Source organism: Paenibacillus kribbensis, assembly GCF_002240415.1.
GTDB classification, from domain to species: Bacteria; Bacillota; Bacilli; order Paenibacillales; family Paenibacillaceae; genus Paenibacillus; species Paenibacillus kribbensis.
The window spans coordinates 2001789-2014482 of record NZ_CP020028.1; the positions used below are offsets into that span (position 1 = coordinate 2001789).

Genomic DNA, 12694 nt, shown 5'->3' on the forward strand with positions numbered 1-12694 from the left:
CACAGTTTTGTAAACGCTGTCATTTGATGATTATATGCGGAATGCAAAAAATCACGTACTCTTGAAAACGTATACAGGACGTTTGAAGGAGGTCAAATAAATGAACAAAAAAACCCCAGAAAGCCTTTTACGCATGCAAAAACACAAGCTGCTGTATCTGATGGTGTTACCCGGGCTGGTGTACTTCATTATTTTTAAGTACTTCCCCATGGGGGGCTTGGTCATTGCGTTTCAGGATTATCAAGCCTTTCAGGGAATCACGGGTAGTCCGTGGGTAGGCATGAAGCATTTTATCCGTTTATTTACTGAGCCTACGTTTTTTATGCTGTTACGCAATACACTAATTTTATTTGCACTGAACATTGTAATCTTTTTCCCATTACCTATCATTTTGGCATTGATGCTGAATGAGGTCAGGAAGCTGTTTTTTAAAAACATGATTCAAACCATCATCTACATTCCGCACTTTATGTCATGGGTTATCATCGTTTCGATTTCTTATGTATTCCTTACGGTGGATGGCGGGGTATTGAATGAAATGATTGCCGCGCTGGGCGGTGAGAAAATCAGCTTCTTAACTTCTCCGGAATGGCTGCGAACCGTTTACATGGGGCAAGTCATCTGGAAGGAGCTCGGCTGGTCTACCATCATTTATTTATCCGCAATCACAGTGGTAGATACGCAATTGTACGAGGCAGCAGAGATGGACGGTGCAGGACGCCTACGAAAAACATGGCATGTTACCTTGCCTGCGATCCGCCCGGTTATTATTACACTGCTCATTTTGAAAATTGGTAGCACGCTGGATTTGGGCTTTGAGCATATGTATCTGCTGTTGAACTCACTGAACCGTGAGGTTGCCGAAATTTTTGATACCTACATTTATACCGCGGGCTTAAAGAATGGACAATTAAGCTTCAGTACGACGGTAGGACTTTTTAAAGGGGTCGTAGGGTTAATCCTGATTATGTTCTCCAATCGACTGGCCAAGAAATTTGGTGAGGACGGCGTTTACTAATGACGACGGGAAGGATGCACAATGGTACGGTTTGTAGAAAACATGAACAAATGGTGCATGCGCCTGCTTCAGCTGGTTTACCTTAACCTGCTATGGACGGTTGCGACAATCCTGGGCCTGGTCTTTATAGGTGTGGGGCCTGCCACCGTCGCCATGCTGAGTGTTTTAAGGCAATGGATTCGAGGCAATGAGGATGTGCCCATTTTCTCGACGTTTGTACGTTACTTTAGAGAAAGCTTTAAAGAAGCAGCGATTATTGGCGGACTCTACAGCCTCGTGGGTTATGTGCTTTACGTGGATATCGTCAATGTCTCGTCCTGGTATGTTCGTGTGGTGACGCTTATGGGAGCCTTTTTGTATCTGATCTCTTTGGCGTACATTTTTCCGCTGCTGGCTCACTATGATTGGAAAGGCATCAAACTGAAAATCAAAATGTCGATCGTGATTGGATTTTCGTATTTACAATATACACTCGTTCTTTTTGTAGCCATTGTCGTGCTGTTTGCATTGATTTTAGGCTTGTACCCGGGAATTCTGACTTTTGCCGGAGCGAGTATCCTCGGTTATCTCGTGATGTGGATGACACATCAGGTGTTCAGCAAAATAGAGCGAGAGGTTCTGGTGAAAGAGGAAGATATGGCATAAATATATAAACAAAAAAGGAGCAAACACGATGAAAAAAGGAATCGCAATGAAAAAGGGAGTATCGGGCCTTCTTGCCGTACTTATGGTCATGAGTGTTTTTTTAGCTGCTTGTGGTGACAAGGGAGCGGAGGATCAAAGCAGCCAAACCTATGATCCGAAGTCCAAACTGGAATTTACCTGGTTAAACGTATTGCATACAGCTTCGCCGCCTACAGAAACGATCAAAAGTAAAATCGAAGAATACACCAATTCCAAAATCACCTTCAACTGGGTGCCGGATGCTTCCAAGGAAGAGAGAATCACCACTGCATTAGCCTCGGGTGAATTGGCAGATATGGTGACTCTGACGATGATGACAAATTCTTCAGTGCGGAGTTCATTGAAATCGGGGTTATTCTGGGATGTAGGAAAATATTTGGATGATTATGAAAATTTGAAAAAGATCCCGCCTGAAGTGCGGGAAGCCGCTTCCATTGAAGGGGTGCTGTATGGTGTTCCGTTCCAGAAGAATCTGGCTCGTGCGGGTCTGGTCATTCGTCAGGATTGGCTGGATCGCTTGGGTCTGAAAGTGCCGACGACGCTGGATGAGCTGTATGAAGTTGCGAGAGCGTTTACAGAAGATGATCCAGATGGGAATGGCAAAAATGATACGACAGGGTTTGTTGACAGATCGGATCTGCGCTACAGCAGCTTTAAAACTTTAAGTTCCTATTTTGGTACACCGAATGGCTGGAAAGTAGATGAAAGTGGAAAGTTTACGCCGGAATTTGATACTCCTCAATACATGGAAACGTTAAAGTATTCGCAAAAGCTATACAAAAACGGCTATCTCTCTAAAGACTTTGCGGTAACTGCCAAAACAGACCAGCAGCAACAATTTGCTCAAGGCAAAGCAGGTATTTATACGGGCATGATCGATATCTCTAACCTCAGAACCTTGTCCCAAGGCTTGCAAAAGGGGTTGAAGCTGGTACCTGTCAATAAGATTTCGAATGGAGATGGCAAATACCACGTATGGTCTGAGGGCAGCGGGGTAGGTGGGTTGCTGGCGTTTCCTAAATCCGAAGTAAAGACGGAAGCTGAGCTGAAAAGACTGCTGCAATTTGTAGATGACTTAATTGACAAAGATGTATATATGTATATGACCGGTGGGATTGAAGGCACTCATTATAAGATCGAAAAAGACGGAGCCTTCAAAATTATTGATACAGATTTGTGGCAGGCCGATGTTCAGCCGTTTTCAAGCTCCAGACCAAGTGAAGTGACCTATAACTTGAAAGATGCCAATCCAGAAAAGGAACTGGCTAATGAGTTAGTCCGGGAAAATAATAAATTTGCAGTTCTGGACCCGACGGTGCCTCTGGACTCAGTCACAGCTAATGAGCAAGGCACAGAGCTGGAGAAAATCATTACCGACGCCTCCTTCAAATTTATTATGGGTGAGCTTGATGAAGCCGGATTTAAGGCAGCCGTAGAAAACTGGAAAAAATCCGGTGGAGCACGAATTACTGCTGAGTATGAGGAAGCGTATAAGAAATCCAAAAAATAAGGACCAGATAAGTCGAAGTCAAAAAATGACCATAAAAACGGAATAGGCGGAATGGTGCTGTACAGCGAAGCGGCCGCTTTAAAAGCTTTCTGTAGGAAAGCTCGCTTGGAGAGCACCATCCGACTGCTCCATGTTGCCAAACTGGAACGGATACACGTCCTTTATTTTCCGCATTCCCAAAATACAGAGATAGGAGAGAACAAAATGCAAGCGTATAACATTGTAGATTATGGAGCCCCTCAGGATGGTAAGACGCCAGCAACGGAAGCAATTGCGAATGCAATTGAAGCGGCCAGCAATGCCGGGGGAGGCACGGTTGTTATTCCCTCAGGTACGTACGTTACAGGAGCTATCTTTTTTAAAAGTAATATTGAACTGCATTTAAGCCCTGGAGCCATTCTTTCTTTCAGTACAAATCCGGCTGACTATCCTGTGGTGGAATCCAGATGGGAAGGGGTTCAGCGAGAAGTACATGCTTCATGTATATACGGGCAAAACCTCGAAAACATTTCAGTTACAGGCAGCGGAATCCTGGAGGGAAATGGTCAACCGTGGTGGGAAAAGCATCGAAACCATCCTGAGGAGCTACAGTATCCGAGACCGAAATTAATCAGCTTTGACCGTTGTCAGCGGGTCACCATTAAAGATATCATGCTGAAAAATTCCCCCAGCTGGACTATCAATCCCATCGCCTGCTACAACGTGACGATTGACAATTTGTCCATTCTTAACCCGGCAGACTCCCCCAATACCGATGGCATTAATCCCGAATCCTGTTCCAATGTTCGCATCAGCAACTGCAATATCGATGTGGGCGATGACTGTATTGCGATCAAAGCAGGAACCGAAGATACGCAGGAGCGGATTGCTTGCGAAAATATTACGATTACCAATTGCACGATGGTGCATGGACATGGTGGTGTCGTATTAGGAAGCGAAATGAGCGGAGACATCCGTAATGTTACGATCAGCAATTGCGTGTTCAAGCAAACAGATCGGGGCATACGCTTGAAATCCAGACGGGGACGCGGTGGAATCATCGAGGATATTCGCGTCAGCAACATTGTGATGGAGGAGGTCATTTGTCCATTTATTCTGAACCTGTATTATTTCTGCGGACCTCGTGGCAAGGACAAATATGTCTGGGACAAAAATCCCTATCCGGTTACCGATGAAACTCCGTGCTTTAGAAGAATCCATTTTGCTGATATCACGGCACGTCAGGTTCATGCGGCAGCCGGGTTCCTGTACGGACTTGCAGAGCAATTCATTGCTGAAATTACATTTTCCAATATAGATATTTCCATGGCGAAAAATGCGATTCCCGGTCGTCCTGCCATGATGACAGGGATCGAGGACATGAATAATCGTGGCTTCTATCTGGGGAATGTGAAAGATATCCGTTTCCAGCAGGTGACGATTGAGAATCATGAGGGTCCTGCCTTCTACATTGAAAATGGGGAAGATGTTGAAATCAATCGCTGCCATTCCAGGAATACAGCCCGGCCAGAAAAGCTGATAGAACAAGTAACTGTGGAGCCTTCCAGCCAAAATATTTTGAATTAGGAAGGAGCGAAGGGAGGAAGGAACGTGGATAGGCTGCAAGCATTGTTAGGAGATCTTCCGGAAGATCGGCCTGTGACAGCAACTGTGCTGAACCAAGAGGAGCAGGAGGGATATCGACTGGAATGTCTCCTGCTGGACTTGAATGGGATCGAGCCTGTACCCGCTTATGTAGCCACCCCCTTACAGGGGGACGGCCCGTTTCCACTGGTCATTTTCAACCATTCGCATGGGGGCAATTATACGAACGGACGCAAAGAATTGATCCAGAGCAGTTCTTATTTGCAGCAGCCCTCGTTTGCTGAAACCCTGACAGACATGGGGTATTGTGTATGCTGTATTGACATGTGGGGATTTAATGAGCGCGGGGGGAAAACCGAGAGTGAGCTGGTCAAGGAGATGCTCTGGCAGGGGCAGGTGCTGTGGGGCATGATGCTTTACGATAACCGTAGCTTATTGGATTATATGTGCCAGCGTGAGGACATTGATGCTTCCCGCATTGCAACGATCGGCATGTCAATGGGTGGACTTATGGCCTGGTGGCTGGCTGCCCTGGATGAACGGATACAGGTCACCATTGATATTTGCGGACAGGTCGATGCCCATACGCTGATCGCCAAAAGAGGCCTGGATCATCACGGTTTCTATTCCTATGTCCCCGGCTTGTTAAAGCATTTTACGACCCTGGATATTCAAAAACGGATTGTCCCTCGTCCGCGTATGAGTATAACAGGCCAAAATGACCGGATGTGTCCGATTGAAGGGGTTGAGCATTTGGCAAAAGGACTGCTGGAAGCGTACAAAGAAGCGGGTCACCCTGAGCATTGGCAGCCTGTGATTGCGGGCGGCGGACATATGGAGACGCTGGAAATGCGAATGGCGTGGCAAACTTTTTTAGCCGAGCACTTGTAAATCGAATGAAAGGATTGGGTAAACCATGCTGGTAGGAAAAGAGTCCTTTTGTGATTTCCATACGATTCAGGAAGCGATTGCGGTATTGGAGCAGCTGCCTTCCAATGAAATGGAAACGCTAACTATTTTATCGGGTACCTATGAGGAAGAGGTGCGGATTTACCGTTCCAATCTACATATCATAGGTATCGGACAGGTCGACATCCGTATGAATCGGTACGCCAGGGAGCGGGATGAAGCAGGCGAGGAAATAGGCACCTTTGCGACACCTACTTTATTTTTGGGCGGCAGCCATCTGATCCTGGAAAATCTCACAATTTCCAACACGGCCGGACAGGGAGAAGCCATTGGGCAGGCCGTTGCCGTGTATGCTCATTGTGATAAAACCGTGTTTAGAAACTGTACCTTTAAAGGGCACCAGGACACGTTATTTACAGGTCCTCTGCCTCCAGCCCCGAAGGAGCGCTTAAAGTTTGGCGGCATCCCTTTGAGAGAGCATCATGCTCACTATCGCCAGCTTTATCAGCATTGCTATATTGAGGGGACGGTGGATTTTATTTTTGGCGGGGCTACCGCTTATTTTGAGGATTGTGAAATTCACAGTTTGCGCCATCATGAGAACCAAACGAGCTACGTCACAGCCGCCTCTACACCACAAGGGAAAGCGTACGGTTATGTATTCCACCGCTGCTGTTTAACCGCAGAGCCTGATATTACCCCGGTATTTTTGGGACGTCCATGGCGTGAGTATGCCAAGACGGTGTTTGTCGATTGTAAAATGGGCAAGCATATTGATCCACGCGGCTGGGACAATTGGGACAATCCAGCGAATGAGAAAACCGTGTGTTATCAGGAATACGGTGTACCCGATGTTGCTTTGCTGCGCAGCCAGCGCGTTCCGTGGGCGGATTGTTTTGAAGCGGGAACAGAGGTGTGGGGCAAGGAGCAGGTTTTTGATGGAGTTGCATTTTGGAAGCAAGGAGAAGTGGTGTCTCATGATGATCCAAAATCCCATATTAAAAGGCTTTAATCCCGATCCATGTATTATACGTACCGAGGATACTTACTATATCGCGGTGTCATCATTTGAGTGGCTGCCCGGCGTACGGGTGTATCAGTCCCAAGATTTGGCTTATTGGGAGCATTGTACGGATATTTTGACCGATCAGGTTGATTTAAGAGGAAACCCGAAAAATTGCAGTATTTGGGCGCCGCAGTTGAGCTACGCGGATAACCTTTTTTATCTGCTCTATACGGATGTGAAAAGCACCAAGCGTCCGTTCAAGGACGTTCATAATTTTGTGATGACAGCACCTACCATCCAGGGACCGTGGTCGGACCCGGTGTATCTCAACAGCAGCGGATTCGATCCGTCTTTATTTCACGATGAGGATGGACGCAAATGGCTGTTGAATGCGGTGTGGGATTACCGCATGCTGGAAAGCAATAAATCTTCGGGGATTGTCATGCAGGAATATGATAGCAGGCAGCAACAGCTCATTGGCGAGCCTGTTAAAATTTTTGATTGTACTCCTTTGAAGAAAACCGAAGCGCCTCATATCTATAAACACAACGGATATTATTACCTTATTACAGCGGAGGGCGGAACGGGTACGGGACATGCGGTTACCGTAGCCCGCTCGAAGCAGATAGACGGGCCGTATGAAGTGGACCCGCATAACCCGATGCTTACGTCGCGTGATCAGCCTCAGTATCCTTTGCAATGTGCAGGGCATGGCAGTCTTGTACAAACACCGGACGGCGAATGGTACATGGCGCATTTGTGTACACGTCCTGTGGAAGGGAAATATGCCATTTTGGGGCGGGAAACAGCCTTGCAGCAGGTGCACTGGGATGATGAAGGCTGGCTGCGATTAACCGCTGGAGGCCATACACCTCAACTGGAGGTGCCTGCACCTAAAGGGACGTTCTCTGTCAAGCAAGAGCAAGGCTATATATTTGAAGATTTTTTCGAGGGACCTGCTTTGGATAAAACGTGGAATACACTGCGCATACTGGCAGACGATAGCTGGTGTTCGCTGAGCCAGCGTCCCGGCTATCTTCGAATTCGGGCTGGAGAATCGATACAAAGCCTGTTCCAGCATCACGTGCTGGCCATTCGGCAAACGGATCATCATTTCCGGGCAGAAACAGCCCTGGAGTATCAGCCTGTAAGCTATTTGCAAATGGCGGGGCTTTTGCTGTATCTCAACGAAGAGGATTATTTATATGCGTATGTTAGCTATGAAGAGGGGCAAGGAAAAGTGCTGCGCATGATGCGGTGTGAAGCTAATTCATTTACATTAGTTCCGCGGGCGATTACGCTTCAGGATGGTCTTCCTGTACATTTGGCTGTGGAAGTTCATGCATCCCAAGCGCAATTTTATTATGGAGTCGGAGACGAACCTGTCCGGACGCGACTTTTTGAAATACAAGATATCAGCTTTTTATCCGGTGGATTTACAGGGAACTTTGTAGGTATTGCCGCCCATGATATGCAACAATTTCAAGGCAGCTACGCTGATTTCTCCCATTTCCTGTATCATGGAAAAGATCATCTCTAAAGCTTACTTATTAAAGCACCTGGTCGGTGCTTTTTTTGTTGCTTCCGAGTTTTTTTACGCTGTATCCCCGCAAAATCTCCAAAAAAACGCTGGTCGCTTTGGTCTCAAATACCGCAGAAGGGGTCAGAAAAGAAAATTTCCGAATAACCGGGAGATCATGGATATTTAATATTTTTAATGTGCCTAAAGTGAGTTCCTTCTGAATGACCCATTGGGACAGAAGCGAAATCCCCAAGCCTGCTTCTACAGACTCCTTGATGATCTGTGTGCTGCCAAAATCCATCATATGAGAAGGGGAAAATTGAAACTGTGCAAACATCCTTTCAGCTGCTTCCCGGGTCCCAGAGCCTTCTTCGCGCAGAATCCAGATCTCCTGTTGCAGCTCGCTCAAATCCACTTGAGGTTTGCCAGCCAAATGGTGATTTGGTGGAGCGACGATAACCATTTCATCATCAGCAAATGATTCAATATACAAATGATCATGCTGAAATTCTCCTTCAATAATTCCTACATCCAGTTGATTGCGGATAGCCAGTCTTTCAATTTCTTGGGTGTTGCCAATAGTAATGGAGGGCTGAATGAGCGGATATTGTACTCTCATTTTGCCAATCACATGCGGCAGCACGTACTCGCCATACGTGTAGCTTGCACCGATAGACAGGTTCCCTTGTGCTGTATTCATCAGCTCGTCCACCAAATACTGCATTCGGGCGTTCATGCGGATGATCTCCTGGGCATGATGATACACAATTTCACCTGCTTTGGTTAAGCGCACATATTTATTGCTCCGTTCCAAAAGCCGCGCTCCTACGGCTCGCTCCAGCGTTTGAATATATTGACTTACAGCAGGCTGAGTCATGTGCAATGCTTCAGCAGCTCGTGTGAAGTTTTGTTTGTCCACGACCATAACAAATACGATTAAAGATTGATCCAATGCTCATTCCTCCAAATCGATCATATCTATTTGCTTATTATAATTATAATAATGATTTATTTTCCTTATGGCAAAAATCGGACTAAGCTGGATACATACAGATTGGAGGGAGTCACCATGAGCAGTCATACAAAATACATCAAATTATCATCAAACAGAGGGCGATGGATTCAATGTGTACTAGGCATCGTGCTAACGATGATATTCGCATTGGCAGGCTACGCGCTGAACGAATTGCCGGGTTTTCATTATGTTGGCCCATTGGCTTGCGCCATGTTTCTTGCTGTCCTGTATCGGCAGTTGCAGGGGTATCCTGAAGCTGTACGCCCAGGGGTTGAGTTTTCGGCTAAAAAACTGCTGCGAGGAGCTATTGTGCTTTATGGGCTAAAGCTTAATATGGATGTTGTCATTCATCAGGGCCTGGGTTTACTTTTGCGTGATGTAGGCATTGTTATATTTTCTATCTTGTTTACGATTGGGCTGGCCAAACGTTTCAAGGCAGATGCTTCGCTGTCGCTTCTTCTTGGTATTGGAACGGGAGTTTGTGGTGCAGCAGCCATTGCGGCTGTTTCCCCCTTGCTGAAATCCAAAGACGAGGATACGGCCATTGGAGCTGGATTAATCGCTTTGGTTGGAACGGTATTTGCCATTTTGTTTACAGTGCTTCGTCCCTGGATTCCTTTGACGGATATACAGTACGGAATCTGGTCGGGAAGCAGTCTGCATGAAATTGCACATGTGGCCTTAGCTGCGGCGTCTGGCGGACAGGATGCTCTTGCGGTGGGCCTGTTGGCCAAACTGGGGCGTGTCTTTTTACTAATACCGCTCAGCTTTATTTTAATGTACTGGATGAAACGTACGGGGAAGCTCAGTTCCGAAGCAAAAGTAGAGTTCCCTTGGTTCCTCATTGGTTTTATCGCTACAAGTATGCTGGGCAGCTATGTTTTTGGAAAATACATTATAGTACCTGCAAGACTAATGAACGGACTTTCCCAAGTTACTGCATTTATGCTAACGATGGCCATGGTAGGCATGGGGCTGAATGTAAGCTTTAAGGCTTTTCGGGAGAAAGCGCTGCTTCCCTTACTGGTACTATCTATCACTTCGATCATGCTTGTAGGTTTAACCTATTTAACGGTGTGAATAAGAGAGAAAATATTCATTCGTATGTGCTGAAAAAAGTCAGTATAAACACCTGAAAGAACTCTGCTTGCTGTAAAGCTGGCAGAATTTTTTTTGTACAGTGAGTGAGGAAGTTTTAAATATATGCTAAACTAATCGTAACTTTTACATATGGTTCGCGTCTATCAAAATAAAAGGTTTTGAGATCATAGATTCCAATATGATAAGCGAAAATTTAGAGAATGGTAGGGTACATATGAAGAACATTCGTTGGTTTGCTTTTCTGTTTTTATTTTTACTCCTATTTCCAGAAGAAAGCCACGCTGCATCTTCAAGCTCACATATTCAGTTGGACGGTAAAGATATAAGTGCTGCAGAGGGAGTTCAGATTCAGGAAGTAAAGGGTAATGTGCTGGTCCCACTTCGTCTCATTGTGGAGGAATTAGGTTATAAGGTCAACTGGGAGCCCAGGACAAGCACTGTAACTATACAGAATCAAAATAAGAATCAGAATCTCAGTCTTCAGGTCAATAATCCCATTGCTACTGTTAACGGACGACAAATGGGATTAGCAGTAGCTCCATTGCTTACAGGAGGTACGACCTATGTTCCGATTCGCTTTGTGTCTGAACAGACGGGAATTGATGTGAACTGGAACAGCAAGCTTAAAACAGTGATCCTGACTACTCCAGCTACCTCAAACGGAAATAGCGAGTCTACCCGCGGCAGCTCTGTCACTCAGACTGCTACGAATGCAGAGGAGAGTGCACGTGCGGCTATCAGCCAAATTAGCTTCACTAATCATCAGCTAACCATTGCGGTGAATGGAAAAGTAACCCCCAAAGTAACTACGTTAACTAACGCAGATCGTATTGTGGTAGATATTCCTGATTCAAAGCTCTCTGATGATTTTCTATCATCGCAACCTTTGGATAGAGGCGGACAAGGGGCTTTCCCAGTCACCGATGATCCGGACGTGTCACAGGTCAGATACTCTATCTTTAGTACAAATCCCGCTTCAGTACGCATTGTGGTAGATCTGAATAGCAGCACATCTTATCATGTACAAAATGCGGATGACGGTAAGGTTGTTATAGCATTGGATCAGAAAACAGAGGAGGCGATACCTGCCGGGCCAGATACACCTATTACAGCAGCTGAGCCTTCGATTGCTTCCGACGGACATGCGCAGGGGATTGACGTTTCCCACTACAATGGCAATATTGATTGGCAGCAAGTGGCGGCGGCAGGCAAGACTTTCGCTTTCATTAAAGCAACGGAAGGGACCAAATATCAAGATAGTCAATTTTTAGCGAATGTCCAGGGGGCCAGAGATGCCAACATATTGGTTGGTGCTTACCACTTTTTGAACGCGACTACTGCGGATGGGGCTCGTCAGGAAGCTGCTAATTTTGCCAGGGCTATAGATTCAGCAGGAGGTAGGCTGGATCTGCCTCCTGTGCTTGATTATGAAAATAATCCCAAAAATCTTACTCCCGCACAAATTAGTGAAGTGGCTCATGCTTTTTTGGATGAAATGGAGAAGCTTACCGGGCGTCAGCCGATCGTATACACAGGCAATGTGTTTGCCTCCAAGTTTGACCCTACATTTTCTATGTATAAACTTTGGGTAGCCAGATACAGCACTACGCAAAAGCCGACGGCAGTTCCAGCCTGGAACAGCTGGTGGGCTTGGCAATACAGCAGCACTGGAAGTGTCCCGGGTATTAATGGCGCAGTGGATTTGGATGAATATAACGGAACGATCGATGAATTGCGTTCTTCACTGGCGGCAGAGCTTGAATAACAGGATACATCACGATAAATCCTCGCTTATCCGGATAGGATACGCGAGGATTTGTGTTGTCTGATCATTTAGTGGGGCATAATCCATACGATTTCGCAGATACGGACAAAGAATTTCTTTCCATGTACATCCAAAACGACATGGTCAGGTTTACAATCCACTACGCATCCCTCAATCCTGCCGCGTGTGGTCTCAAGCACAACATAACTGCCGATCGCGGATCTCAATGCTTCAACTACACATGGGTCTACAGGGTATACCACCACATGGTGAGGGGTAAGGTGATGGGGAAAAGGTTGATTGGTGCTGTAACTGAACGCTTGATTCGAATTCAATTGCTTCACTCCTTAAGATTAGTTATGATATCGTATGCTCCTGCCCAGAAAGGGTGTAGGCTAATGCCTATCAAACGGAAAGATTCATAACATTGCCAAAAAGCCCGCTCCATAGGGAAATTCAATACATAAGATATGTTGTACCTTGAATTAAAGGAGGAACTTATCCATGAGTGAATGTGAAAGAGGTTATGGCGGCGGAGGATACCCAGGTGTTTGGACATCAACAGGCGCTATTCTGGTAT

Annotated in this window: 11 protein-coding genes; 9 read left to right on the forward strand and 2 right to left on the reverse strand. The window is 46.0% G+C overall.

Annotated features, from left to right (window positions below; genetic code table 11):
- Nucleotides 1–100: 100 nt before the first annotated feature.
- The 7 genes from B4V02_RS08895 (at nt 101) to B4V02_RS08925 (ending at nt 8251) form a co-directional block, all read left to right on the forward strand.
- Nucleotides 101–1018 (forward strand): ABC transporter permease, encoded by a 918-nt coding sequence (locus B4V02_RS08895; protein WP_007431155.1) that lies wholly within the window; start codon nt 101–103, stop codon nt 1016–1018.
- Nucleotides 1019–1039: 21 nt separating this feature from the next.
- On the forward strand, nt 1040–1663 hold the full coding sequence (locus B4V02_RS08900; protein WP_094154516.1) for a YesL family protein: 624 nt from the start codon (nt 1040–1042) through the stop codon (nt 1661–1663).
- A gap of 28 nt (nt 1664–1691) precedes the next feature.
- Entirely contained in the window at nt 1692–3212 is a 1521-nt protein-coding gene (locus tag B4V02_RS08905) for an extracellular solute-binding protein (RefSeq protein WP_094154517.1), read from the forward strand.
- A gap of 204 nt (nt 3213–3416) precedes the next feature.
- Complete coding sequence (locus tag B4V02_RS08910; RefSeq protein ID WP_094156972.1) at nt 3417–4778, forward strand: glycoside hydrolase family 28 protein; 1362 nt, start codon at nt 3417–3419, stop codon at nt 4776–4778.
- A 24-nt stretch (nt 4779–4802) separates the two neighbouring features.
- Entirely contained in the window at nt 4803–5687 is an 885-nt protein-coding gene (locus tag B4V02_RS08915) for a dienelactone hydrolase family protein (RefSeq protein ID WP_094154518.1), read from the forward strand.
- Nucleotides 5688–5712: 25 nt separating this feature from the next.
- Nucleotides 5713–6717 (forward strand): pectinesterase family protein, encoded by a 1005-nt coding sequence (locus tag B4V02_RS08920; RefSeq protein WP_094154519.1) that lies wholly within the window; start codon nt 5713–5715, stop codon nt 6715–6717.
- On the forward strand, nt 6683–8251 hold the full coding sequence (locus B4V02_RS08925; RefSeq protein ID WP_094154520.1) for a glycoside hydrolase family 43 protein: 1569 nt from the start codon (nt 6683–6685) through the stop codon (nt 8249–8251). Before B4V02_RS08920 ends, B4V02_RS08925 begins: the two co-directional genes overlap by 35 nt.
- A 10-nt stretch (nt 8252–8261) precedes the next feature.
- Here the strand turns inward: B4V02_RS08925 and B4V02_RS08930 are convergent, their stop codons facing one another.
- Complete coding sequence (locus B4V02_RS08930) at nt 8262–9185, reverse strand: LysR family transcriptional regulator (RefSeq protein ID WP_094154521.1); 924 nt, start codon at nt 9183–9185, stop codon at nt 8262–8264.
- A gap of 117 nt (nt 9186–9302) precedes the next feature.
- Between B4V02_RS08930 and B4V02_RS08935 the strand changes: the two genes are divergently transcribed.
- Together B4V02_RS08935 and B4V02_RS08940 are read left to right on the forward strand one after the other, a co-directional pair.
- Nucleotides 9303–10328, forward strand: a complete 1026-nt coding sequence (locus B4V02_RS08935; RefSeq protein WP_094154522.1) for a YeiH family protein — start codon at nt 9303–9305, stop codon at nt 10326–10328.
- A gap of 235 nt (nt 10329–10563) precedes the next feature.
- On the forward strand, nt 10564–12114 hold the full coding sequence (locus tag B4V02_RS08940) for a GH25 family lysozyme (protein ID WP_094154523.1): 1551 nt from the start codon (nt 10564–10566) through the stop codon (nt 12112–12114).
- A 68-nt stretch (nt 12115–12182) separates the two neighbouring features.
- Here the strand turns inward: B4V02_RS08940 and B4V02_RS08945 are convergent, their stop codons facing one another.
- On the reverse strand, nt 12183–12449 hold the full coding sequence (locus B4V02_RS08945) for a DUF2642 domain-containing protein (RefSeq protein WP_094154524.1): 267 nt from the start codon (nt 12447–12449) through the stop codon (nt 12183–12185).
- Nucleotides 12450–12694: the final 245 nt, after the last annotated feature.

What these genes read in the sequence shown, in the direction of transcription:
- B4V02_RS08910 (WP_094156972.1), top strand. Translation starts at nt 3,417, where the DNA reads ATGCAAGCGTATAACATTGTAGATTATGGAGCCCCTCAGGATGGTAAG.
- B4V02_RS08920 (WP_094154519.1), top strand. Translation starts at nt 5,713, where the DNA reads ATGCTGGTAGGAAAAGAGTCCTTTTGTGATTTCCATACGATTCAGGAA.
- B4V02_RS08895 (WP_007431155.1), top strand. Translation starts at nt 101, where the DNA reads ATGAACAAAAAAACCCCAGAAAGCCTTTTACGCATGCAAAAACACAAG.
- B4V02_RS08900 (WP_094154516.1), top strand. Translation starts at nt 1,040, where the DNA reads ATGGTACGGTTTGTAGAAAACATGAACAAATGGTGCATGCGCCTGCTT.
- B4V02_RS08935 (WP_094154522.1), top strand. Translation starts at nt 9,303, where the DNA reads ATGAGCAGTCATACAAAATACATCAAATTATCATCAAACAGAGGGCGA.
- B4V02_RS08925 (WP_094154520.1), top strand. Translation starts at nt 6,683, where the DNA reads ATGATGATCCAAAATCCCATATTAAAAGGCTTTAATCCCGATCCATGT.
- B4V02_RS08940 (WP_094154523.1), top strand. Translation starts at nt 10,564, where the DNA reads ATGAAGAACATTCGTTGGTTTGCTTTTCTGTTTTTATTTTTACTCCTA.
- B4V02_RS08905 (WP_094154517.1), top strand. Translation starts at nt 1,692, where the DNA reads ATGAAAAAAGGAATCGCAATGAAAAAGGGAGTATCGGGCCTTCTTGCC.